The sequence below is a fragment of the Halorussus aquaticus genome, from assembly GCF_024218795.1.
Taxonomy (GTDB): domain Archaea; phylum Halobacteriota; class Halobacteria; order Halobacteriales; family Haladaptataceae; genus Halorussus; species Halorussus aquaticus.
On sequence record NZ_CP100400.1, the window covers coordinates 2057650 to 2081194 of the forward strand.

25 protein-coding genes and 1 other RNA gene are annotated in these 23545 nt (G+C 66.8%); 12 read left to right on the forward strand and 14 right to left on the reverse strand.

The window, feature by feature from the left end; genetic code table 11:
* Positions 1-17: 17 nt before the first annotated feature.
* From rad50 to NGM06_RS10625, 4 genes are all read right to left on the reverse strand, one after another.
* Positions 18-2684, reverse strand: coding sequence for a DNA double-strand break repair ATPase Rad50 (gene rad50 / locus NGM06_RS10610; protein ID WP_254266930.1), 2667 nt, complete (start codon positions 2682-2684; stop codon positions 18-20).
* Positions 2681-4033 (reverse strand): DNA double-strand break repair protein Mre11, encoded by a 1353-nt coding sequence (mre11, locus tag NGM06_RS10615; protein WP_254266931.1) that lies wholly within the window; start codon positions 4031-4033, stop codon positions 2681-2683. The genes rad50 and mre11 overlap by 4 nt, the downstream gene beginning before the upstream one ends.
* A gap of 159 nt (positions 4034-4192) precedes the next feature.
* Positions 4193-4609: a DUF3054 domain-containing protein gene (locus NGM06_RS10620; protein ID WP_254266932.1), complete on the reverse strand. Its 417-nt coding sequence runs from the start codon at positions 4607-4609 to the stop codon at positions 4193-4195.
* 26 nt (positions 4610-4635) lie between these two features.
* Entirely contained in the window at positions 4636-5217 is a 582-nt protein-coding gene (locus NGM06_RS10625; RefSeq protein ID WP_254266933.1) for a class I SAM-dependent methyltransferase, read from the reverse strand.
* Positions 5218-5407: 190 nt separating this feature from the next.
* Here NGM06_RS10625 and NGM06_RS10630 point away from each other — a divergent pair, with 190 nt between their 5' ends.
* From NGM06_RS10630 to fen, 3 genes are all read left to right on the forward strand, one after another.
* Positions 5408-6046, forward strand: coding sequence for a GNAT family N-acetyltransferase (locus NGM06_RS10630; RefSeq protein ID WP_254266934.1), 639 nt, complete (start codon positions 5408-5410; stop codon positions 6044-6046).
* A gap of 230 nt (positions 6047-6276) precedes the next feature.
* On the forward strand, positions 6277-7707 hold the full coding sequence (locus tag NGM06_RS10635; RefSeq protein ID WP_254266935.1) for an FAD-dependent oxidoreductase: 1431 nt from the start codon (positions 6277-6279) through the stop codon (positions 7705-7707).
* Positions 7708-7770: 63 nt separating this feature from the next.
* Positions 7771-8754 (forward strand): flap endonuclease-1, encoded by a 984-nt coding sequence (gene fen, locus NGM06_RS10640; protein ID WP_254266936.1) that lies wholly within the window; start codon positions 7771-7773, stop codon positions 8752-8754.
* A gap of 33 nt (positions 8755-8787) precedes the next feature.
* Here the strand turns inward: fen and NGM06_RS10645 are convergent, their stop codons facing one another.
* Positions 8788-9429, reverse strand: a complete 642-nt coding sequence (locus NGM06_RS10645; RefSeq protein ID WP_254266937.1) for an SdpI family protein — start codon at positions 9427-9429, stop codon at positions 8788-8790.
* Between the two features lie 108 nt (positions 9430-9537).
* On the opposite strand from NGM06_RS10645, the gene NGM06_RS10650 reads away from it, so the two are divergent.
* Together NGM06_RS10650 and NGM06_RS10655 are read left to right on the forward strand one after the other, a co-directional pair.
* Complete coding sequence (locus NGM06_RS10650; protein ID WP_254266938.1) at positions 9538-9948, forward strand: CoA-binding protein; 411 nt, start codon at positions 9538-9540, stop codon at positions 9946-9948.
* A 58-nt stretch (positions 9949-10006) separates the two neighbouring features.
* The gene (locus tag NGM06_RS10655; RefSeq protein WP_254266939.1) at positions 10007-10702 is read left to right on the forward strand and encodes an HAD family hydrolase; all 696 of its coding nucleotides are present in this window, start codon (positions 10007-10009) and stop codon (positions 10700-10702) included.
* 275 nt (positions 10703-10977) lie between these two features.
* Here NGM06_RS10655 and NGM06_RS10660 read toward each other — a convergent pair whose 3' ends face one another.
* Together NGM06_RS10660 and NGM06_RS10665 are read right to left on the reverse strand one after the other, a co-directional pair.
* A complete protein-coding gene (locus NGM06_RS10660; RefSeq protein ID WP_254266940.1) occupies positions 10978-11958 on the reverse strand; it encodes a PLP-dependent cysteine synthase family protein in 981 nt (326 codons plus the stop codon).
* A 92-nt stretch (positions 11959-12050) separates the two neighbouring features.
* On the reverse strand, positions 12051-12329 hold the full coding sequence (locus tag NGM06_RS10665; RefSeq protein WP_254266941.1) for a DUF5798 family protein: 279 nt from the start codon (positions 12327-12329) through the stop codon (positions 12051-12053).
* Positions 12330-12411: 82 nt separating this feature from the next.
* On the opposite strand from NGM06_RS10665, the gene NGM06_RS10670 reads away from it, so the two are divergent.
* From NGM06_RS10670 to ffs, 3 genes are all read left to right on the forward strand, one after another.
* Positions 12412-12831 (forward strand): DUF7548 family protein, encoded by a 420-nt coding sequence (locus tag NGM06_RS10670; RefSeq protein WP_254266942.1) that lies wholly within the window; start codon positions 12412-12414, stop codon positions 12829-12831.
* An 89-nt stretch (positions 12832-12920) separates the two neighbouring features.
* Entirely contained in the window at positions 12921-13433 is a 513-nt protein-coding gene (locus tag NGM06_RS10675; protein ID WP_254266943.1) for a DUF5658 family protein, read from the forward strand.
* A gap of 76 nt (positions 13434-13509) precedes the next feature.
* Positions 13510-13822: signal recognition particle sRNA (gene ffs, locus NGM06_RS10680), an RNA gene on the forward strand.
* Positions 13823-13966: 144 nt separating this feature from the next.
* Here ffs and NGM06_RS10685 read toward each other — a convergent pair.
* From NGM06_RS10685 to NGM06_RS10695, 3 genes are all read right to left on the reverse strand, one after another.
* Complete coding sequence (locus NGM06_RS10685; RefSeq protein ID WP_254266944.1) at positions 13967-15130, reverse strand: zinc metalloprotease; 1164 nt, start codon at positions 15128-15130, stop codon at positions 13967-13969.
* A 273-nt stretch (positions 15131-15403) separates the two neighbouring features.
* On the reverse strand, positions 15404-16291 hold the full coding sequence (locus NGM06_RS10690) for a mechanosensitive ion channel family protein (RefSeq protein WP_379793589.1): 888 nt from the start codon (positions 16289-16291) through the stop codon (positions 15404-15406).
* Positions 16288-16533 (reverse strand): YhbY family RNA-binding protein, encoded by a 246-nt coding sequence (locus NGM06_RS10695; protein ID WP_254266946.1) that lies wholly within the window; start codon positions 16531-16533, stop codon positions 16288-16290. The genes NGM06_RS10690 and NGM06_RS10695 overlap by 4 nt, the downstream gene beginning before the upstream one ends.
* A gap of 87 nt (positions 16534-16620) precedes the next feature.
* Between NGM06_RS10695 and NGM06_RS10700 the strand changes: the two genes are divergently transcribed.
* Positions 16621-17520: a bile acid:sodium symporter family protein gene (locus NGM06_RS10700; RefSeq protein ID WP_254266947.1), complete on the forward strand. Its 900-nt coding sequence runs from the start codon at positions 16621-16623 to the stop codon at positions 17518-17520.
* Between the two features lie 16 nt (positions 17521-17536).
* On the opposite strand, the gene NGM06_RS10705 is transcribed toward NGM06_RS10700, so the two are convergent.
* The gene (locus NGM06_RS10705) at positions 17537-17812 is read right to left on the reverse strand and encodes a ribonuclease P protein component 4 (protein WP_254266948.1); all 276 of its coding nucleotides are present in this window, start codon (positions 17810-17812) and stop codon (positions 17537-17539) included.
* 258 nt (positions 17813-18070) lie between these two features.
* On the opposite strand from NGM06_RS10705, the gene NGM06_RS10710 reads away from it, so the two are divergent.
* The 3 genes from NGM06_RS10710 to NGM06_RS10720 all read left to right on the forward strand — a co-directional run bounded on the left by NGM06_RS10710 (position 18071) and on the right by NGM06_RS10720 (position 21353).
* On the forward strand, positions 18071-19078 hold the full coding sequence (locus NGM06_RS10710; protein ID WP_254266949.1) for a glycosyltransferase family 4 protein: 1008 nt from the start codon (positions 18071-18073) through the stop codon (positions 19076-19078).
* A gap of 78 nt (positions 19079-19156) precedes the next feature.
* Complete coding sequence (locus NGM06_RS10715; RefSeq protein ID WP_254266950.1) at positions 19157-20260, forward strand: glycosyltransferase; 1104 nt, start codon at positions 19157-19159, stop codon at positions 20258-20260.
* A 58-nt stretch (positions 20261-20318) separates the two neighbouring features.
* Positions 20319-21353, forward strand: a complete 1035-nt coding sequence (locus tag NGM06_RS10720) for a sensor histidine kinase (protein ID WP_254266951.1) — start codon at positions 20319-20321, stop codon at positions 21351-21353.
* Here NGM06_RS10720 and NGM06_RS10725 read toward each other — a convergent pair.
* From NGM06_RS10725 to NGM06_RS10735, 3 genes are all read right to left on the reverse strand, one after another.
* On the reverse strand, positions 21350-22180 hold the full coding sequence (locus tag NGM06_RS10725) for an HD domain-containing protein (protein WP_254266952.1): 831 nt from the start codon (positions 22178-22180) through the stop codon (positions 21350-21352). The two genes, NGM06_RS10720 and NGM06_RS10725, sit on opposite strands and share 4 nt — an antisense overlap.
* Positions 22181-22341: 161 nt before the next feature.
* Positions 22342-22800, reverse strand: coding sequence for a DUF4870 domain-containing protein (locus NGM06_RS10730; protein ID WP_254266953.1), 459 nt, complete (start codon positions 22798-22800; stop codon positions 22342-22344).
* Between the two features lie 34 nt (positions 22801-22834).
* Complete coding sequence (locus tag NGM06_RS10735) at positions 22835-23431, reverse strand: hypothetical protein (RefSeq protein WP_254266954.1); 597 nt, start codon at positions 23429-23431, stop codon at positions 22835-22837.
* Positions 23432-23545: the final 114 nt, after the last annotated feature.

The window sequence follows — 23545 nt, forward strand, 5'->3', positions numbered from 1 at the left end:
AGAGAGAGCCACCGTCGTCAGTCCGCCGCTTCCAGCAGACTCTCCCGACGCTCGACGGTGGAGCGGTTCGACACCGAATCCTTCTCGACCCACACCACGTCGTCGGCCGCCGCGACGAGTTCGTCGTCGTGGCTCACGACCACGATCTGCTCGACGCCGAGTTCGCGCATCGAGTTGACGAGTTCCGCGAGTTGGGCCACGTGGCCCGAGTCGAGGAAGACGGTCGGTTCGTCGAGGATGAGCGGCGGCATCGGGGCCGTCCCCTCGATGCCCTCCGAGAGCAGTCGGTAGATGGCGCACCGGAGGCTGAGGTTGAACAGCGCGCGCTCGCCGCCGGAGAGTTGCTCGGGGTCCAGCGGTTCGCCGTCCTTCTGGTAGACGGTGAGTTCGTACTCGCCGTCGAGTTCGATGCGCGCGTACGAGTCGTTCTGATACACGAGGTCGAACACCTCGTTCAGCATCGCTTCCAACTGGTCCACGTTGCGCTGGCGGAGTTCGGCCCGGAGGTCGCCGTACATCTCCTGTAGCTCCTCGGTCTCCTCGCGGAGCGACTCCAGCGACTCGACCCGCTCGGTGAGGTCGTCGCGCCGGTCGCGCAGGTGTTCGAGTTCCTCGATTTCGCTCTCTACGGCGCCGACGGCGCTCTGGAGGTCGTCGCGCCGGTCGCGGAGTTGGTCGAGTTTGACCTCGACTTTCTCCAGATACTCCTCGGCCTCGCGCTTGTCCTCGCGGGCCGACTCGACCTTCTGGTCGTCGTAGCTCTCGCGGAGGTCGCTCCGGCGCTCGCGCTTCTCGGCGAGGCGCTCGCGCCGGAGGTCGTTCTGTTCCTCCAGACTCGCGCGCTTCTCGCGGTGGCGCTCGATGTCGTCTTCGGCGTCCTCGATTCGCTCGCGCAGCGACCGAATCTCCGCCAGTCGCTCCCGTTTGGCCGCGAGTCGCTCGCGCTCGGCTTCGAGTTCCTCGACCTTCGACTCGCGGTCCTCGGCCTTCTCGCGCAGTTCGTCGGCGTCCGCGCGCTTGTCCGCGGCGTCGGCCTCGAGATCGTCGGCCTCCCCGCGTAGCTCCTCGGCCTCCTCGCGCTTCTCGGCGACAGACTCCCGCTTGTCGGCGACTAACTGCTCGACGTTCTCGCGGCGGCCCCGGAGGTTCTCGACCTCGCGCTCGGCCTCGCGCAGGCGCTCGGCCTCGTCGAGTTCGTCGGCGACGGTCTCGCGCTCGTCGCGGAGGTCCGCCAGTTCGGTCTCCAGTTCCTCGACGCGCTCGCGGTCCTCGGCCAGCGTATCGACGTGCGGGGAGTCTTCCACCGGTTGGCCGCACTCGGGGCACTTGCCCTCGTCGAGGAGTTGCTCGGCCTCGGCCACGCTGTCGCGGGCGCTCTTGAGGTCGGCTTTCACGTCCTCGATGCGGCTCTGGAGGTCGGTTTGGGCCTCGCGTCGGTCTTCGAGGTGGGCGTCGGCGTCCCCGAACTCGACGGGCGCGTCCTCGAACGCGGCCTTCTCGGTCGCGATGTCGTCGCTCAACTGGTCGAGTTTCTCGCAGCGCGTTTCGAGGTCGGCCTCCGCCTCGTCGGCCTCGGTGTCGAGCGTCTCGGCGCGCTCGCGCTCGTCCGCCGCGCGCCCTTCCAGTTCCTCGGCCTTCTCGGCGAGGTTCCCGGCCTGCGTGTCGAACATCTGGGCCTGCGTCCGGGCGTCGCTGAGTTCCTCCGCGAGGTCCTCGTCTTCTGCGTCGAGTTCGTCCCGTCGGGCGTCGAGCGCCTCCTCGTCGGCCGAGTCGAGGTCGGTCTCGGCCAGCAGGTCGGCGACCTCCGCTTCGAGGTCTTCGACGCGCTCGCGGAGTTCGCGGAGGCGCTCGCCGTGTTCGGTCCGACGCTGTTCGGTCTCGCTGATTTCGTCTTCGAGTTCGTCGATGTCCTCCGACAGCGACTCCAACTCCTCGCGTTTCTCCTCGTAGGTCTCCAGTATCTCGACCGCCTGCTCGCGGGTTCGCTCGGCGGTCTCCTCGTTGTCCTCGAAGCGCTCGATCTCGGCCTCGACCTCCTTGAGGTCGGACTTCCGGTCGTTCAGGCGAGCGTGGAGATTCTTCTCCTCCTTCTGCTCGATTTGGCTCTCCAACTCAGAGAGGCTCCCGCGCTTGTCGTCGAGCACCGACGTGACGCCCAGTCGGGCGTCGCTGGCGCGCTCGCGGTACTCCTCCAGTTTGCCGAGTTGGAGGAGGTCGTCTATCATGTCTTGGCGCTGGCCGGGCGAGGCGTTGATGAGTTTGTTGACCTCGCCCTGTCGGACGTACGCGCAGTTGACGAACGCCTCCGAGTCCATCCTGAAGAGCTTCGTAATCTCGCCGCGAACGTCTCGCGCGCCCTCGATGGTGTCGTCGGGCGTCTCGAGGACGCACTCGGCGGTCGTCGCGCGCTCGCCGGTCGCGCGAATCCGCCGCCGGACGTGGTAGTCGCCGCCGTCGTGGGTGAACCAGAGTTCGATGACCGCCTCCTCCTCGCCGATGGTCACCACGTCGTCCAGCGTGCGGTCCAGCGCCTTCGCGCCGTAGAGCGCGAAGAAGCAGGCCTCCAGCAGCGAGGACTTCCCGCTCCCGTTCAGGCCGTGGATGACGGTCACGCCGCGGTCGAGTCGCAGGTCGGCGTCGGCGTAGCACTTGAAGTTCCGGAGGCGAACGCGGTCGAACTTCATAGGTACTCCTCCAGCGTTCCGTCGCTCCCTCCGGTCTCCTCGGGCGAGGAGTCACCCGTCGCTTCGGCGTCGGCTTCCGTTGCGGCCTCGGTGACTGCTTGCACGGCCTCGGGGTCGTCCGGGTCGGGCGCTCTCTCTCCGCTCTCGCCGGTCGAGGCGTCCGCTTCGTTCTCTCCGCCGTCGGAGTCGTCGGTTCCTCCCGCTCTCGCCGAACCGTCTCCGTCGTCCGGCGCGGACTCGAACGCCGCGAGGTCGCCGTCCTCGACCAGTTGACTCACGCGGCCCTTGACCGACTCCCGGACGTTCGAGTCGGCGATTTTACTCGCCCGGACCGTCTCGTCGATGCCGCGGGCGGCCTCGCTCAGGCCGAGGTCGCGGACGCGTTCGCGCACGGCGTCGTCGGGGTCGGCGAACGAGACTTCGACCTCGCCCTCGTCGTCCTCGACCTCGCGGCGGTCCGCGACGCGGGCGACCAGCGCGCCCGCCTCCAGCGCGAACTCCTCGACGCGGGCGGGCGTGACCTGTTCGCCCTCGCCGTCGATTTCCACGATTGTCACAGCGTCTTCGAGGTCGTGCTCCCGGAGTTTCTCGCGCACGCGGTCGATGCCCTCGTCTTCGGCGAGGTCCGCTTCGACGTACTCGAAGTCCCGGGTCGCGTCGAGTCCCCGGCGGGTGATGGTCACGTCGCCGTCGAACTCCACGATGTTGTAGCCGCGGTCCTCGCGCTCGTCGGCGCTGCATCGCTCGGTCGAACCGCAGTAGGTGACCCACGTGTCGGCGACTTCCTTCGTCCCGGGCTTGTGGTTGTCGCCCAGCAGCATCGCGTCGAAGTCCACGTTGGCCTCGGTCAGCACCTCCTCGGCGTCCCAGTCGCCGAGGTCGAAGGGCTGGAACAGGCCGTGGCTCACCAGCGCGGCGTGGGGTCGGTCGTGTCCCTCGAACCGGTAGTCGAGGTCGTCGCGCTTGGACTTGGGGACGTGGTCGAGACCGTAGAACGCGGTCTGGCCGACGACTTCCGGTTCGTCGCGGAGTCGCGTGGCGAGACCGAGCATCTCGAAGAGGTCGAGCCACTGGCGGCCCCGCGTCCCCTCGTGGTTGCCGACGATAGCGAGGAAGGGGATGTCGGCGTCCCGGAGTCGGCCCAGAATCGAGATAGTCCCGTGGAGGGCGTCGAGGTCGGGGCGACGGTCGTGAAACAGGTCTCCGGCGTGAATCACGGCGTCTACGTCCTCGTCGATGGCGTCGTCTATCACCTGCTCGAAGGCCCGGAGGAAGTCCTCCCGTCGCTCGGGGGAGTGGTACTGCCGATACCCGAGGTGGGTGTCCCCCGTGTGTATCACCCGTGTCATCAATTCGTCGTTTGCGTCCGGTGCCTAAAGGCGTTCCGTGACGGTGCAATCCGGCGACGGCGTTCCCGACTCCGTCCGCGCCGACTCGTCGTGACGGTCGTCATGCCCGAGCATCGCGCGCTCTCCCCCATAAACGTTGGTCCGCTCGGCGCGAGACCCTCAGCGCAGCGACGCCACCGTCGCGCGCCACGCCGAGAAGAAGACGACGCCCGTGGCGGTCACGACGAGCGCGAAGGTCCACGGTGCGTCGCCGTGGAAGATTTCTGTCGAGCGGAGCGCCAACCCGACGGCGGCCGCGAGGACCCACGCTCCGGCCGCTCGCTGTACCGCGGTCCGAACCGTTCGCGTCGCGCCCGGCGCGTACGTCCCCACCACGAACGCGGCGACGACCCACCCGACGAGGAACGGGGTTATCGTGCCCGCGACGCGGCCCGGCATCGTGACGGGGTTCACCCCGTGGCGGAGTTCGCCCATCACGAGGAATCCGACCATCACCAACAGGTCGCCGAGCGCGAGGCGCGCCGTACCCGGAGAGCGGTTCACCCGCGAGCGAAGGAGTCCGTCGGCGTTGCTCATGGCGGCGCGTTAGACCCGGGCGATTATCATTCCCGCGATGCGCGCCCGACGACGGTGTACTCGAACCCCGACGTCCGGAATCTGGCGTCGAGTCCCGCGTCGGCGACCGTCCGGCCGAGGTCCTCGGGCGCGAAGAACGTCGAATCGAAGCCGTAGAGGTGTTCGCCGACTTCGACGACTCGGCCGACCAGCGACGTCGGGTCTATCTCCCGAATCACGAGGACGCCGCCGGGCCGGAGGACGCGCGCCGCCTCCGCGACGGCGCGCTCGTGGTCCCCGAAGTGGTGGAGCGCGTCCACGACGAGGACCGCATCGACGCTCTCGGCGACGAACGGGAGGGTCGCGGCGTCGGCCCGGACCGCCTCGAACCCGTTCTTGCGTGCCTGCTTCGTCATCCCCTCGGCGGCGTCGGCGACGATGCGCTCGGAGACGCCGAGCGCGCTCGCTCCCCGGCCGGTGCCCCCGCCCACGTCGAGGAGGCGTTCGACCTCTCGGTCGGCGAACGAGAGCGCGTCGCGGAACGCGGCGGCGTCGGGCGTCGGCGCGAACCAGTCGTAGAAGCGGGCCGTTCGGTCGAAGGTGGCGGTGTCGCCGAGCGCGTGGCTCATGGTCGGGACGACGTGCCGACGCGGCAAAAAACCGGAGTCCGGTCGGCGCGACTGTCGGTTGCTGGTCGGCAGTCGGGAATCGGCCAGTCGAGCGGTCGCTCGAAACGCGGGTCGGACCGCGGAGACGGAGGTCCGGAAACGGGGGACCCCGAGCGAAGCACAGTTACCGCGCGGAACCGAAGCCAGCAGCATGGAGTACTCGCTGGTGGGATGGCCGGAGGACGGTCCCCAGATACGACTCGACCACCGCGAGTTCAGTTACGCCGGGAAGTTCGTGATGTCGAACACGGGGAAGGCGGTCGTGCGCGAGGGAGACGACGGGGGCGAAGACGGAGGGGAAGTCGATGAACGCGACGCCGAGACCGACGACGGGGGCGTGGACCACGGGCGAGACCCCGAGCGGGACCGCGACTGGGTCGAGGACGACAGAATCGTCGCCGCCATCGCGTTCAACGAGGACCGCACCGATTCGGCGACGGCGTGGCTTCGGTACGTGACCGTCCGCGAGGACCGTCGCGGGGAGGGTCTCGGCGCGCGCCTCGCCCGATTCACGACCGCGCGCCTCCGCGAGCGAGAGTACGACCGCGTGAAAATCGCGGTGAACAACGCCTTCGCGTACCACGCCCTCTACAAGGCCGGATTCGGCTACACCGGCGAACAGACCGGTCTCGCCGAACTGGTGCTGGCCCTGCCGGGCGACCGGTCGCGCGAGCGCTACCAGTCGGGACTGGACGTCTACCGCGAACGCGACCGCCTCGCGGACGAAGAGCAGTCGTTCTTGGCCGCGAAGTCCGACGTCGACCCGCCCGAGCGAGTCGAATCGCCGTAACTCCGACTGGCCCCTACTCAGACCATGTGACGTGTCCTGCGACCCGGCCTCGACGGACCGCGACCGCGCTGGTGACGGCCGCCGGGGTTAAACCGAGCGGCGTCGAACCAGTATCGAATCCGGGGGTTCTGGGAATGAGTGAACGAGACTCGCTACGGGGGCGCCACGAATCGCTGTGGATGGACACGACGCCTCGGACGGATTTTCCGACGATGGACGGGCACCGCCGAGTGGACACGGTTGTCCTCGGCGGCGGCATCACTGGGGTGACCGCGGCGGTCCACTGCAAGGAGGCCGGTCAGGACGTCGTGCTGCTGGAGAAGGGCCGAATCGTCGAAGGAGTCACGGGGAAGACCACCGCGAAGGTCACGTCGCTGCACTCGCTGATTTACCACCAACTGCTGGAGAAACACGGTCGCGAGCGAACGCTGGGGTACGCCGAGGCCAACTCGGCCGCCGTTGAGGAAATCGCCGACCGCGTCGAGAGCCACGACATCGACTGCGACTTCGGTCGGCTTCCGGCCTACACCTACGTCACCGACGAGAACGAGCGCAGTCGGGTCGAGCGCGAGGTGTCGGTCGCCCAGTCGCTGGGTCTCCCCGCCACGTTCGTCGAGGACCCGCCGTTTCCCGGGCGAACTGCGGGCGCGGTCAGGTTCGACGAGCAGGTCCACTTCCATCCCCGGAAGTACCTGCTCGACCTCGCCGAGGAGATTCCCGGTGAGGGAAGTCACGTCTTCGAGAACACGGAGGCGACCGGTATCGAGGACGGGTCGCCCTGCGAAGTCGAGACCCCCCACGGCACCGTGACGGCCGACACCGTCCTCGTCGCGACCCACTTCCCCATCGAGGACCCGGCGGCCTACTTCGCCCGACAGTTCCCGCATCGGTCGTACATCCTCGGCGTCCGCCTCGCGGAGGAACCGCCCGAGGGGATGTTCTACAGGGAGGCCCAGTCGTACTTCTCGGTGCGCCCGTACCCCGGCGCGGAGGGGACCCTGACCCTCGTGGGCGGCCAGAGCCACAAGACCGGACAGGGCGGTTCGACGACCGAGCGCTACCGGAACCTCGAACGACAGGCCCGCGAACACTTCGACGTGGAGTCGGTGGAGTACCGGTGGTCCACGCAGGACTTCAGCACGGCCGACGAGATTCCCTACGTCGGGCAACTCGGGCCGGGGTACGAGAACGTCTACGGCGCGACGGGGTACGGCGGATGGGGCATGACCAACGGGACCGCCGCGGGGATGCTGCTGGCGCAGTTCGCCCGCGGCGACCCGAACCGACTCTGGGCGCACACGTTCGACCCCGAGCGCATCGACCCCGGCGCGGCGGGCAAGAAACTCCTCACCGAGAACGCCAACGTCGGCAAGGAGTTCACCCGAGACTGGGCCGAGGCGCTGCTCGGGACGGCGGACGAGACGGTTCCGCCGGGCGAGGGCGAGGTGGTACGGCGCGACGGCAAACCGCTCGCAGTGGCCCGCGACGAGGAGGGCGACCTCCACGTCAGGTCGGCGGTCTGCACCCACATGGGGTGTCTCGTCCACTGGAACGACGGCGAGCGGTCGTGGGACTGCCCGTGTCACGGGTCGCGGTTCTCGATGGACGGCGAGGTACTCGACGGCCCCGCCGTGGAGGACCTGCCGAGTCGCTGGGAGTAAGTCCCGGTCTCGGTGCGCGCCGAGCAGTAGCTTTCAAACCCCCGCGATGCCTACCGTCACCCAATGGGAAACTCCGATTTGCGCCAACTCGCAGTGCTGGAGGAGGTCCCCTTCGAGGAACTGGAGGGGAGCGTCGTCGCCGTGGACGCACACAACTGGCTCTACAAGTACCTCACGACGACCGTCAAGTGGACCAGCGACGAGGTGTACACCACCGACGACGGGACCGAAGTCGCTAACCTCGTCGGCGTCGTGCAGGGCCTGCCGAAGTTCTTCGAGAACGACCTGACGCCCGTCTTCGTCTTCGACGGCGCGGTGACCGACCACAAGACCGCCGAAATCGAACAGCGCCGCGAGGAGCGCGAGAAGCGCGAAGAGAAACTGGAGGAGGCCCGCGAAGCGGGTGACGCTGTCGAGGTCGCCCGACTCGACGCTCACACCCAGCGCCTGACCGACACGATTCAGCGCACGACGCGCGAACTGTTCGACCGCCTCGACGTGCCCTACATCGAGGCACCGGGCGAAGGCGAGTCGCAGGCCGCGCACATGAACCGCACCGGCGCGGTCGATTACTGTGGGACCGAGGACTACGACTCGCTCCTGCTCGGGGCACCGCTCACGCTCCGGCAACTCACCAGCAAGGGCGACCCCGAACTCATGGACTTCGAGGCCACGCTGGCGGAACACGACGTGACGTGGGAGCAGTTGGTCGATATCGCCATCCTCTGCGGCACGGACTTCAACGAGGGCGTCTCGGGCATCGGTCCGAAGACCGCACTCAAGGGCGTCAAGGAACACGGCGACATCTGGGGCGTGCTGGAGGCCCGCGGCGTGAGCATCGACAAGGACGTGGACGTGATTCGGGAGTTGTTCCTGAACCCGACGGTCAGCGACGACTACGAGTTCGACGCCGAGATGGACCCGGACCTCGACGCCGCGCGGGAGTACGTGGTCGAGGAGTGGGGCGTCCACGCCGACGAGGTCGAACGCGGCTTCGAGCGCATCGAGGAGTCGGTCGTCCAGACCGGTCTCGACAGTTGGACGTAGAACGGCCGAACTCGACTCTGTCTCGCTTCGTCGCTACGCGCCGATCCGCCGGTACTCGGCGTACGAGTAGGCCGTGACGTACAGCGCGACCGCTACGACGGGTGCGACGAGAAGTACCGTGGCGTACGTCGGGACGGGCGCGGCCAGCGCGGCCGCGACGCCCGCGAGTTTGAACAGCGGCGCGGCGCGTTCGTGGGTCTGCTCCCAGACCTCGTCGCTGGAGACGGTCCACGGCGTCCGGACGCCGACGAACCAGTTGCGCTCGGCGTGTTCCGAGAGGACGCCGACGTAGTAGTACAGCGCGCCGACGGCGGGCGCGAGCGCCCGAATCATCCCGAACTCGTAGCCCGCGTTGGCGGCGACGACCAGCAGGTGGAGGTACGCGAGGAACCCCAGCAACAGCGCGACGAAGGCGTCGTACTGCTCGCGGAACTCGGCGACGTTCTCGCCCAGCGGGTCGATTCGCGGCAACACGGTGAACGCGGCGAGCGTGGCGGCGAGGAGTGCCGGAAACGCCGCGAGCGCGACGAGTTTCGGCGTCCGGCCGTCCACCTCGCCCGCGGCGTTCCAGTGGGTCGCCATCTCCGCGGGCATCTCGGGGTACGCGACGAGGCTGAGGAGCGCCGAAACTCCCACGAGAGCGATGCCGACGACCTGACTCCGTCGGAGGCTCATGTCTGAGAGTTGTTCGCTATCAGATATAAACGTGCGGTCGCAGCGAGCGCCCGGGTCGGTCTTACTGCTACCTCAATCCTTTTGCACGCAGGCGACCTCACGTGAGGTATGCCCGTACAGAGCGACGCCGAACTGCGCGAAATCTTGGGGATGGAGCGCGTCGCGGTCGTCGGATGCTCGTCCACGCCCGGCAAGGACGCTCACGAGATTCCGAAGTACCTACTCGACAACGGCTACGACGTGATTCCGGTCAACCCCACCGCCGACGAGATTCTCGGCCGGGAGGCCTACGACTCGCTGTCCGAGGTCGAGGAGGAGGTGGACATCGTGGACGTGTTCCGACCGAGCGACGAGGTGGCGGGCATCGTCGAGGAGGCGCTCGACCGCGACGACGTGGCCGTGGTCTGGACCCAACTCGGTATCGCCGACGAGGAGGCCGCCGAGCGCGCAGAGGACGCCGGACGGCGGGTCGTCCAAGACAAGTGCATCAAGGTCGAACACCAGCGACTGGTCGCGTGAGGCCGCGGGACGGCGACCGACGAACCGCTTTTTGCCACCGAGAGCGTAGACGCCGGTAATGAACCACGCCGACGTTCCCGACGCCGACGTTTCCTCCGATATCTCGACGGTCTTCCTCGACTTAGACGAGACAATCTGCGAGCATCCGCGTTCGACCGGCGAGCGACTCGCCGACGCCTTCGACCGGGCCGGGGTCGAACCGTTCTTCGACACCGCGGACTTCCGGCGGTGGCTGGCGACGGTGACGGCCGACTCTGCGGTCGAACTCCGCGAGCGGTGTTTCACCAGCATCGCCGACGAGCAGGGCCGTGCTACCGCCGACGCGCTCGCGGTGGCCCGCGCCTACGAGGACCCGAACCCGACCGGGGTCGAGTTCCTGCCCGGCGCAGCGTCGGCGCTCGACGCGCTCGCGGCCGACCACGAACTCGCGCTGGTGACGAACGGCGACCGCGAGACCCAGACCGCGAAACTCGCCGCGCTGGACATCGCCGACTACTTCGACGCGACGACGTTCACCGAACCCGGCGGCCCGGTCAAGCCCGACCCGGACCACTTCCACCGCACCCTCGCGGCGATGGACGCCTCGGCGGACGAGACGGTCCACGTGGGCAACTCGCTCCGGGCGGACGTGGCGGGCGCGCACGCCGCGGGCGTCCGGTCGGTGTGGCTCGAACAACCCGACGCGACGGCCGACCACACGCCCCACCACACCATCGAATCGATGCACGACCTGCACGAACCGCCGTGGGTGTGACCTGCGGCGGCGGACAGGTATCGCAGGAGGTTCGAGGTCGCGTTGCGGGGCCGTGCGGTAACGCCGTGGCTCAAGCACGAACTTGCGGTGCTGTCTGCGGTCTCGTCACTGCCGGTCGGGTCGCCGCGTCTGCTGAATCCTCGGTGTCCTCCGAATCGTCGTCGGCGTCGGGGAGAGTCACAGTTATCGAGAAGATGCGAAGGAAGCCACCTGTGACCGATGCCACTCGTCCTACCGCGCTACTGAAACCGCGAACCGAACGTCTCCAGCGCCGACTACCCTTCCCACTCCTCGAAGGAGCGATAGATGCCCTTCGAGAGGTAGCGCTCGCTGGAGTCCGGGAAGACGGTCGCCACCGAGTCGTGGGGCGCGTCGATTTCGCCGTCACGGATGCGCTCGGCGACGTGGCGGGCCGCCGCGCTGGCCGCGCCCGCGCTGGACGCGACGAGTTGGCCCTCCTCGCGCGCGAGACGTTTCAGTTCCTCGTGGGCGCGCCGGTCCGGGACCTGTAGCACCTCGTCCACGAGGTCCGGGTCGAACAGTTCGTTCGTGGCGGGGTCGTGAGTGCCGATGCCTTCGATTTTGTACTCGGCCTCCTCCACGTCCTCGCCCTTCGTCCGGGAGTAGAGCGACCCCTCGGGTTCGACCGCCACGACGTGGGTGTCGGGGTCCTGCTCCAGCGCGTACTCGGCGATGCCCATCAGCGTCCCCGCCGTGCCCGTCCCGGCGACGACAGCGCCGACCTCGCCGTCGAGCGCCTCGAAGATCTCCGGTCCCGTCGTCTCGTAGTGGGCCTCGACGTTGAGGGGGTTCGAGAACTGCTGGGGGACCACGGCGCCGTCCATCTCCTCGGCGAGTTCGTGCGCGCGGTCGATGGCCCCGCCCATGCCGTCCTCGGTCGGGGTGTTGATGACCTCCGCGCCGAGCGCGTCCATCAACTGCTGTTTCTCGACGCTGAAGCGCTCCGGGACGACGAAGACGGCGTCCACGCCGAGTTGGCCCGCGGCGATGGCGAACCCGATGCCGGTGTTCCCGGCGGTGGGTTCGATTACGGTGCCGCCGGGTTCCAACTCGCCGCGCTCTAACATCTGTTCGACCATGTACTCGCCGATGCGGTCCTTGATACTCGCGCCGGGGTTGAACGACTCCAGTTTGGCGTACACCGGCACCTCGTCGGGTGCCGCCTGCACGCGGACGAGCGGCGTCTCGCCCACCGTGTCCAACACGGAATCGAGGGGCGTCCGGTGGTCTGTCATCGGGTAGGCAAAAGTTGGGAAGGCGGTTAACCTTTTTTGTGTGGCGCTCCCGGCGGTGGCGAAATCTCCGGGTCGGCGTCAGTTCCGAACCGCTACGCTTCCGCTTCGTCGGCCGCGGTCTCCGCGTCTTCGCCGTCGATGCTCTCGGCCTCGACGTCCGCCGTGTCGATGCCCTGTTCCTCGGCGATGGCTTCGAGGAGCGCGCGCTGCTGGGCGTTCTCGCGCTCCAGTCGCTCGACGCGTTCGCTGGTCGAGTCCAACTTCTCGCGCATCTCCGCGACCTGCTCGCGGAGTTCGTTGAGTTTACCGTACAGTTTCTCGGCGGTGTCGGCCAACTTCTGGACCTTCTTGGCCGTGCTTCCGAATCCCATGCCCGATACGTTGTGTCGCCCGATACGTGACTTTTCCGACTCGACCGCCGGTCTTTTTGACGCCACCGGAGAACTGTCGCGTATGTCGCAGAAACGGTTGCCCGAGACGCCCGCCCCGACGGTCGGCATCGTCGCCGCGCTGGCGGTGCTCGCCGCGGTCGTCGCACCGTACTTCCTCATCGACGCGCCCGAAGTCGGCGTCTACTACAGCGCGCCGACGTTCCTCCCTGTTCACCTCGTCGTCGGCCTGTTCGCGATGGTCGCCGTCGTGGTCTTCGCCGCCGGTCGCAACGGTCGGACCGACCCGCCGACCGCGGCGGGCGCGACGGTGGTCCTCGGCGGGTTCATGACGTTACTCGTCCTCTGGTGGGCCGTCGAGGTCGGCGGACTCGTCGGCAGTCTCACGTCGGTCGCGGCGTTCGACTACCACCGCTGGCTCCTCCTCGTGACCGCGTTCGCGGTCGCGGCCACCGCCGGGTGGTTCGCAAACGACGTGCTGTAGCGGTAGCGACCGATTACTCCCTCACAGACCGTGCGTGAACCGCTGTCAGCCGATGCATAACAAAACCGAACGCGCCGGTAGTCGGCATCGTGTCCGAGAACGAACCCCCCGGGACCGGCGCGCCGGGAGACGCGACGGCTTGGCACCGCGCGTCGGACGACGCTCGGGACGAAGCCGACGGGTTGGGTGACCTCGCCGAGTCCGAGCGAGCGCGCGAGCGGTGGATGCTCCGGGACGACGAGTTCCTGCTGGAGGCGGACCGCGAGTACGTCCTCCGCGACGAGGGCCGGTCGTGGTGGGGGTACGTCTCGCCGCTCCTGTTCGGCGTGGTCCTCGCGGTGATGGTCGGCGACGTGATAACCACCGGCGTCGGGATGGCGATGGGACTCGACGAGGTCAACCCGGTCGCCGCCGCGGTCATTGCGGAGGCGGGTCTCGGCGGACTCGTCCTGTTGAAGGCGATGACGGCGGTAGTTCTGCTCCTCCTGCCCGGTCTGACCGACGACGCTCGCCGGACGTTCCGCGCCGGGAGCGCTGTCTTCCTCCTCGTCGGCCTGCTCGTGGTCGTCGGCAACGTGTGGGCCATCCTCGCCGTCAGTTGACCCTCGCTCTCGCCGAACGAAACTCTCCCGTCGCGCGATTTGCGAAAAGCCCTTAAGTCCGTACCCGCTTACTTGTAGATGGACTAGGTCGGGCAGTTAGGCCCTGCTCGTCTCCCGCACTATGGCCTTTAGCGGGGACCGAACCCCGGAGGCGTCCGGTCAGACCGCGCCGGGCCCCGGAAGCCAACTTCGAAGCCTCGTCCTGCGGGGATAGCGGTCTCCGGCGGGCACTCGCAGGAGTGTCGCAGTCGGAGTTAGCCGGTGGTAATCCGCCAGGCGCGGAAGCGAGCAGCGGACCACTGGACAGCTATCGCTCGCAGGGTTGCGGGGTGGAGGACGCGACCGGGACTCCCCGACGCGGAACGCCGGGCGATTCCGGCTGTCCGCATTCATACTGCATTCTCACGGAACTGCGTAGACGTTGGTGTCATCTACACAGCGATACGACTCGCGATGCGTCGCTCGACAGCGCCCGGTCGTCCAGAAAAATCGGGGCACTCGACTCGTCCGGTTCGTCGGTAGACCGACGAGCGTCAGGGAACCGTCGCCTCGCTCGCGTTCGGTGTCTGTTCGTCGAGTACCGACGCGATGTGGTCCCAATCGTCGAAGTCGCCCGGACCGTGAGACCCGTCGGAGTAGTCGTAGTGACAGTCACAGCCGCCGAGTCGGTGGTAGTTCATCACGCTCGGATAGCGCTTCGGCTGGACCTCGTAGGAGTCTATCCCGCGGTGTTCGTCCGGATGGAGACCGAGGTTGTGCCCGAGTTCGTGCATGATTGTCTTGGCGACGCGGACCCGACTCGGTCGGTCCTCGATTATCATCCCGGAGTTGCCGGTCGAAGTGAGACCGACTCGGTTGCCCGACTCGTCGGGGACCTCCTTCACGACGAGCGCGTGGAAGTAGCCGTTCCCCGCGGTGTCGTACGCCGACCGATAGTAGGTGTTCGAGTACTCGGAGAGCGACGTTTTCTGCTCCGCCGCGATGGGCGAGTCGCTCACGCGGACGTGGAGCGAGATTCCGCTCGACCCGTCGGGGTTGGTGACTGGGGCGTTCGCGAACGCGCGCTCGACACGTTCCAGTTTCCTCTCCGGAACGGTCGTCCCGCGCATGTAATCTATTTCGAGGAACACGTCCTTTCGCAGGGGGTCGGCCTGTGCCAGCGCCGACCCGCCTCGAACCTCGACGCCGTCACCGAGACCGTCGTCGTCGGTGTCGGCGGCCGTCGGGTCGGTTCCGTATTCGCGCACCTCCGGTCCGTCGTCCAGCGCGTCGTCGTCGGTGTCTGCGACCGTCGGGTCGGTCGAGCGCTCCTCGACCTCGTCGGCGTCGGGGAGTCCGTCGCCGTCCGTGTCGCTCACGGTGGCACTCGTCGGATACTCGTTCACCTCCGCCGCGTCGGGGAGTCCGTCACCGTCCGTGTCCGCTCGGACGGGGTCGGTCTCGTGGACCGCGGACTCCTCGCGGTCGTTCAGTCCGTCGTCGTCGGTGTCGGCGTCCGTCGGGTCGGACTCGCGTTCGAGTTCGGTCCCGTCGTCCAGACCGTCACCGTCGGTGTCGGCGACCGTGGGGTCGGTCGGTCCCAAGAACTCGCGGACCTCCGAGACGCCGTCGGCGTCGGAGTCCGCGAACGCGAGCGCCCCGGTACTCACACCGCTCACCAAGAGTGCGGTGAGCGCGAGCACTGCGACGCGCTTCATCGCGGCGGGCCACCGGGCGCAGATGGGAAGGGTTCGCTGCCAGCGCGGTCGATACGACCTGCTACTCGTGGAGGCGGATTCTCCAACCGCTCGCGTGCCATGCAGGTGGCAGAGTCTCAAATCCGCTCCTTAATTGTTGGCTTTCGCCGCCGTGGTCGGCCGCTTCTAGCTACGTTCCGGGTCCCGGACGCGACGTGGCAGTGGCTCGGAGCCGAGTTCGAGAGGAGACTCGCGGTCGAGTCCGGGAAAGTGGAACCGCCTTCTGCAGAAGCGTCAGTCGTCCGCGGCTTCGACCATCTCTTCGACGCTCGTCAGTTCGAATCCGCCTCCGAGAGTCCGGTTCGGGTACGGGATGTCGATGCCTTCCTCGTCGAACCGCTCCTTGACCGCGGTGACGTACTCGCCGCGAGTCCGCACGTAGTCGCTGCGGGACGGGTTGGCTATCCAGATGCGCGACTGGAGACCGACCGACGAGTCGCCGAGTTCGGTCAGGCGGACCGAGGGCGCGGGGTCGTCCAGAATGTCGGGGTGGGCCTCGGCCTCCTCCACGATGACCTCGGTGGCGCGGTCGATGTCGTCGTCGTAACCGATGCCGAACAGGAACTTCAGGCGGAGTCGGTCGCCCTCGACGGGGTTCTTGATGACGCCGTCGGTCAGCGCGGAGTTGGGCACCGTCAGCAGTTCGTTGTCGAACGTCCTGACGCGGGTCACGCGCAGACCGATGTCCTCCACGATACCCGAGTAGCTACCGCCGTCCCACTCCACCCAGTCACCGATTTTGAACGGCTTGTCGGTGTAGATGAACACGCCAGCCACGAAGTTCTTGATGACGTCCTGCATCGCGAACCCGATGGCGAGCGTGGCCGCGGCCGCGATGGTCGCCAGCGACGTTAGGAAGTTGCCGTACTGGGCAAATCCGAACGCGACCGAGATGGCGACGAACACGACGGCGAACTTCGTGAGTTTGACCAGCGGTTTCTTGGCGTGGCTGTCGAGGTTCCGCCGGTCGAGGAACCGTCCGACCAGCGGAATCAGGGTCAGTCGGCCGACGACGTAGATAGCGACGAACGAGACGACGAAGTACAACGCCTGCGTCACGGCCAGTGCGTAGCCCGAATCGCCGAGCAGGCGCTCCAGAATGGGCAGCGGGGTAACCATCAGTGCAGGACTGCGGTGTTGCCTCGCGTCTCCACGAGGTCGGCGTGCACCTCGTCGGCCAGTTCCTCGGCGAGTTCGTCGGTCGTCGTGCCGCCGCGCGCGGCCCGGAGGAACTTGACCTTCACCAGTTGGCGGTCCGCCAACTGGTCGGCGAGTTCGTCGGTGACTGCGTCGATACCGGACTTGCCGACCCAGACGGTCACGTCCGTGTCGTGGGCCTGCTTCCGGAGGTCTTCGTCTGTCATACCACGTTCTGAGGAGCCGAATAACTTAAAGCACGTGGAGCACGACGGGGACGGGTTTTTTCGGCCTCTCGTGTCAACCGTCGGTCCATGCGCGTTACCGCGGTCGTCGACGACTACCTGTTCGCGTGGATTCTCGCGGCAGTCGCGCTCGGCGTGGCCGAACCGCGACTGGCGGTCGTCGCCGACTTCTCCGCGCCGATTCTGGCGGTGATGGTCGGGAGCGTCTCGCTGACCCTCTCGGCCGACCGCTTCCGAGCAGTGGACCGGTCGGCGCTCGGTCGCATCCTCCTCGGCCACGTCACGATGCCCGTGGTCGCGTTCGCGGTCGCCCGCGCTCTCGGCCTCGGCCCCGACCTCGTCGCCGGGTTCGTCCTGCTGGGTGCGGTCACGCCCGAACTCGTGACGCCGACGATGACCGCGCTCTCGGACGGCGACACCGCGCTCGCCTCGACCGCGCTCGTCGTCATCGGGGCGGGGAGCACCGTCTTCACGCCGGTCGCGGTCACGCTCCTGCTCGGGTCCGGCGTCGAAATCGACGGTTGGCGCATCGCCGAGAGCCTGCTGGTCGCGGTCGTCGTCCCGATGGTACTCGCGGTCGGCGTGCGGACGCGCTACGACCGTCGCGTGGGGGCGTACGAGGACTACTACGCGTCCGTCTCGGCGGTCATGGTCGTTCTCATCATGGGCGGCGTCACCGCGGCCAACGCCGACCTGATTCGCACGGAGACGGACCTCCTCGTCTCCGTCGGGGCGGGCGCGCTCGCGGTCAACCTCGCGGGCTACGCGCTCGGGTGGATCGGCACGCGGTCGGCCGACGGTCCGGCCCGGGTCGCCGGGACGCTCTCGGTCGGGATGCGGGACTTCGCGGTCGCGGCCGCGCTTGTGACGGCGGCCGGGTTTCCGGCGAGCGCGTCGCTGCCCGCGGTGTTGTTCGGCGTCGTCGAGATGGCGACGAGCGCGTTCCTCGCTCGGCGGTTCGCCAATTGAATCGAGAGAAATCGGGCTACTCGTAGGGGTGTCGTTTCTGCGCTCCGCAGTCGCACGTGAGGACGACGTGGCCCTCCTGTAGCCTGACGCGAGCGTTCTTGCCGGGGCGGAGGTAACTATCGCAGTCGCTACACGTGAACCGCTTGAACTGTTCGGGGAGCGAGACGCGGTTGCGCTCGGCGAGTCGTCGCGCGAGGCGGACGTACTCGCGTGCGCGCCGGTCGTGACACTCGGCGGCGGCCTCGCGGGCGAGCGATGCAAGACGCTCGATGCGCTCTTCGGCTATCGTCATGCAATATGGGAATGGGGGGGTTGGGGGTTTCCGGGGCGAGACAGGACAAGGATAGAAAGTGCCTGTGTTGCCCCATCGGGGTCATTCTCCGAATGACTAAAATACTTTTTGGTTTCTGCGGGTGAAATCGACGGTGTTGTGCGCGCTCGCCGACCGCGTTCCGGTAGGGTTTTGTCGCGTCCGTGTTTTCCGTCCGACAGTGAGCGCGCGCAACGACCCCGGAATCGGCGGTTTCGGGTGCGAAATCGGACTCGAACCATGAAGGTGAGCCACTACTTCGAGTGGGAGAAGTACATCACGGGCGGCCACGTCCAGTCGGTGGACAACCAGCGCAAGATCATGGACCGACGCGGTATCGAGTACACCACCGAACCCACCCTCGACGCCGACCTGCTCCACCTCAACAACATGGGACCGAAGTCGCTGTACTACGCCAAGCGCGCCCGACGCGCCGACGTGCCGGTCCTCGTCCACACCCACCAGACCGCAGCGGACTTCCGGGAGAGTTTCGCGTTCTCGAACGCGCTCTCCCGGCCGATGAAGCCCTACCTCCGGTACGCCTACTCGCAGGCCGACCACCTCGTCTGCCCGTCGGACCACAACCGGGCGGTCGTCGAGGAGTACGCCGACGCGCCCAAGACGGTCATCAGCAACGGGTTCGACCCGGACAAGGTGGCGGGGGCCGACGACGAGGACCTCCGCGAGGAGTATCTCGACCGCTACGACCTCGACCCACCGGTGGTGTTCAACGTTGGCCACGTCATCAAGCGCAAAGGGCTCGAAGCCTTCGTCGAGACGGCCCGCGAGATGCCCGACCTCGACTTCGTCTGGTTCGGCTACCTGAACCCCGCGGGCGGCGAACTCGACCGCCTGCTCAAGAGTCGAGACACCAAGCGACTGGTCGAAAACTCCCCCGATAACTGCCAGTTCACGGGCTACGTGGAGGACATCCGCGGCGCGTTCGCGGCAGGGGACGTGTTCTTCTGGCCATCCAAGAACGAGAACGAGGGCATCGCGCTGCTCGAAGCCATGTCCTGCGGGAAACCGCTGCTCATCCGCGACATCCCGACGTACGACTGGCTCGAAGACGACACCCACTGCCTGAAGTCGAGCGGCGCAGTCGGCGACTTCGCGTCGAAACTCGACCGTCTCCGCGACCCGGACTTGCGCGAGCGACTCGGTGCGCGCGCCGCGGAGAAGAGTCGGGAGTTCGAACTCGACGCGGTGGGCGAGGACCTCGTCGCGCTCTACCGGAAACTGACGTGATCGACGACCGAGTTCGAACGTCTCTGTGGTAGCGCAACTTCAAAAGGTCTTAAGTATCGGTTGCCAAAGGAGCCAGTAATGGAACAGGTCGCCGCGTTCACCGACACCTATCTGCCGACCGTCAACGGCGTGACCTACACTATCGCGTCGTGGCGCGACCGCTGGGAGCGGGCGGGCGGCCGGATGGACGTGGTCTACCCCAACGCGGACGGCCACCGACCCACCGACGGCGAACACCCCGTCGGGAGCCTCCCGTTCCCGTTCTACGACGGGTTCCGCCTCGGCACCCCGAAGATTCCGAAGGCGGTCCGCGACGCCGAGGTCGTCCACGCACACACGCCCTTCAGCATCGGTCTTGGCGGTCTCAGACTCGCGCGCGACAACGACGTGCCCCTCGTCGCGTCCTATCACACGCCGACCAGCGAGTACGCCGAGTACGTCTCGCCCACCGACTCCATCGCGTCGCTGGTCGGGCGCGTGTCGGAAGCCTACGAGCGCTGGTTCTTCGGTCGGGCCGACGCGGTGCTGGCACCTTCCGCGGCGACTCGCGACCACCTCACGGAGGAGGTCGGCGTGGACACGACCGTCGAGGTCGTCCCGAACGGCATCGACACCGAGCGGTTCCAACCGGTCGAGACCGACGACTTTCTGGCCCGATACGACCTCGACGGCGAGCGACCGCTGGTCGGCTACACCGGTCGCCACGGCTACGAGAAACGCCTCTCGGAACTCGTCGCCGCCGCCTCGGAGATGGACGTGACCGTGGTGTTCGGCGGCGACGGTCCCGCCCGCGCGGACTTGGAAGCGCAGGCGGAGGACCTCGGCGCGGACGCTCGGTTCCTCGGGTTCCTCGACCGCGAGGAGATGGCGGCGTTCTACTCGGCGCTCGACGCCTTCGCGTTCCCGAGTCCGGTCGAGACGCAGGGGCTGGTGGCGCTGGAGGCAAACGCCTGCGGGACGCCCGTCGTCGGTGCGAACGCGGGCGCGCTGGCGAACACCATCGACGACGGCGAGACCGGCTACCACTACGAGAGCGGGAACATCGACGACTTCCGGGACGCGATTCGCCGGACGCTGGCCGACCGAGAGCGACTCCGAGAGACGTGTCTCGCCCGTCGCGACGACGTGAGCGTCGAGAACGCGGTCGAGCGCCTCCGAGAGGTCTACCGCGAAATCGCGTGAGTGTCGGCTCTGATAACGACCCCCGGAATATAAGCTCTGACGATACTATCCTCCGTTCGTGACCGTCAACGACTCGATGCTTCTGTCGGGGTTGGACGTGCTTCCGAGTCAGGTGGCGATACTCGACGGGACGGGAGACATCGTGTTCACGAACCGAGCGTGGCGCGAGTTCCCGACCGAAACCGGCGCAGTCGCCGACGACCACGTCGGCACGAACTATCTCGAGGTTTGTGAGGCCGGTGGAGACGACGAAGCGTCTCGAATCGCCGACCGACTCCGAGCGCTCCTCGACGGCGACAGGGAGCGCGTCTCGGTGGAGTACTTCTGTCCGACGCCGAGGGGCGACCGATGGTTCACGATGCGCGGTATCGAGTTCGAGGAGTCAGGCGAACGGTACGCGCTGGTCATGCACGTGGACATCACGAACCGCAAACAGTCCGAAATCGGACTTCGGAACCAGAACGCCCAACTCGAAACCGTCGCCGGTCTCCTCAGTCACGACCTCCGCAACCCTCTGAACGTCGCTCTCGGACGGGCGGAACTGGTCGAGTCCGAACACGCCGAACCCCTCGTCAGGTCGCTCCAGCGGATGGAATCCATCATCTCCGAAGCCCTCGAATTCGTCCAGTCGGACGAGACTGCCACGACGAGGACGGTCGAACTACGGAAGCGGGCGAATCGCGCTTGGGAGCAGGTCGAGACGGACGACGCGGAACTCTCGGTCGCCGGTTCGACCGAGTTCGAGGCCGACCCGCAACTGCTGAACCACGTCCTCGAAAACTGCTTCCGGAACGCCGTGGAGCACGGCTCCGCGAGTCCTCGTTCACACGCCAACGAGGACGCCGTGGACCACGACGAGAGGACGGTCGTCGTCGGGACGCTCGACCTCGAGGACGGGTTCTTCGTCGCCGACGACGGCCGCGGCGTCCCCGTCGAGGACCGCGACCGCGTGTTCGAAGACGGGTACACCACCGCCGCGACCGGGACCGGACTGGGGTTAGCTATCGTCCAGCGAATCGCCGACGCTCACGGATGGCGGGTCCGCATAACGGAGTCGGAGAGCGGTGGCGCGCGGTTCGAGATTCGGTTTTAGAGTTCGACGCGCTCGACCAGTTGATTGCCGTCCTCGCGGATGTTGACCGCGATGATACGGATGTCGTCTTCGAGTCCGGAGTCGCGGAGTTTCGCCTTCAGCAGGTTGTCCACCTGATAGACGCCCGCGGCGTTCAGCATCTCGATTTCCACCAGCACCGGCACTGCGTCGCCCTGCATCAGCGTGACGCGCTGGATGGCCTGACTCGACACCGTGTCGATGCCTCGACCGCCCTTCTCGTAGGGCATCCGCGAGCGACCCTTCTCCATGTCGAGCGCGTCGGCGACCCGGACGACTCCGGCCTCGGTCGTGAGGGGGTCCTCCTCGGTGTGGTGACAGAGGATAGCGTGGAGGACTTCGCCCTTGACGCGGACGACCTCCTCGGTGTCGTAGAAGCCGAACTCGGGCAGGATTCGGTCCAGCAGGTCGGCCGCGAGCGGAATCGACCAGTAGGCGTGTTCGTCGCGGTGGACGACGTGACCGATGTCGTGGATAGTCGCGGCGAGCGCGACGATGACGCTCTCGTCGGCCTCCTCCAGTCCCTGCTGGGACGCGCCGTTGAACTCGACGTCGCCCCGCTTGAGCAGGTCGTATAGCGATAGCGCCCGGTTCCGCACGATCTCGATGTGCTTGCGGCCGTGGTCGTTGTACCCTTTCCGGTTCACTGGGTTGACGTTCTGAGCCCGGAGGTAGGTCTGAATCTCGGGGTCGTTCTCGACGAACTCCAGAACTTCGTTGAGGCGTTCGTCGGGGAAGGCGTGGTCGGCCTGCGGGTCGTACGCGCGACCTTCGTCGTCAGACTGCTCGGTGTCTTCGGTCTCGCTCATGTTTTGTACGTCGTGGTCTAGCGGAAAAAGCCCTCGGCTGGAACGTCGTCGGTGTTCGAGGAACGTCCGACGAGTATCGGTTTCGGTGGCGAGTCTCGACCGGACCGAACGGGAACGCTGCCGACCGGGCAGTTGTCTTGCGTCGCGTCGACCCAGAGCGGTCACGTGAGTCCGCCCACTCGCGACACGAAGTCCGGCGCTATGGGGTACTCCCACGTCTTGCCGAAGATGGCCTTCACCGTCGCGACGATTGGTAACACGAACGCCATCAGACTGAGTAGCGTCAAGGCGACGACGACGACGGCCACGGGAACGAACAGGACGAACTCGATTACGTCCGGAATCTCGAACCAGTTCGACACGCCCATCGGTACGGCGACGACGGCGGTTGCGACGAGGAACGCTGGGGTAAGGAACAGTTGCCAATTGAGCGCGTTGCGAGCGTTGGCCCGCGTGAACTCGTGGTCCGACACCCAGTAAACGAAACACGGTCCGACGAACCCCGAAAGGAGACCGATGACGTGAACGAAGATTCCCAGCAGCGACCGCTCTGCGAGCAGTGACGGTCCGGGTTGGGTCGAGGGCGATTTCGGCGAGGCGGAGTTGGGTTTCCGTGACATGTGTTGGAATCTGATGTTGGAGGCTCCGAATCCGTTACTTCGAGACGAACCGTCGCGGAATCACTCCGCGAGGGCCGTCGTGGCGAACTTTCCGAACGATTCGCTCCGAGAGGAGGAGGACTACGCACGCGACGAGGAGGTTGCCGGCGGCTTCCCACAGTCCGTGGTCGTTCTGGACCGGTGCATCGACCGCGAAGAGCATCAGGACCGTTCCGGCACAGAACAGCAACAGGCTCAATTGGAAGCCAGCGAGGACTAACGTTCGTATTCCGGCCGGGTTTCTGAGACGCAGAAAGTCCGCCGCCGACAGCGATTCGAGCGGTGTGTCGTCTTCGAGTGCATCTTTACCTTCGGGCGACAGCGGCCAGTCCGATTCGGAGTAGTTCACGTAGTACAGCGTGATCGACTCGGGGTACGTCTCTGCGGCTACGACGTCGATTTCTCGGAGTTCGTCCAGCCGGTTGCGAACCGTCTCGTTGCTCACGTCGGGCTTGACGAGTGCCTCGAGTTGTCGAATCGAGAAGAACGGACGCTCCGATTCGATCATGGTCTCGACGACGTGACGTTGGGTGAGCTTCTTGTCGAGACCGACGTCGATTCGGTCCCCGATCCACTCTGGAAGGGATGACATCGTGTCGTCGTTGTAACTATATCGGCTCCGTAAATTAAATGCTTCTACTGTTTGGCGGGCGTCAAATTCGAATATGCAGGCGTAAAATCGGGTGCCGATAGCGAGAGTCACCGT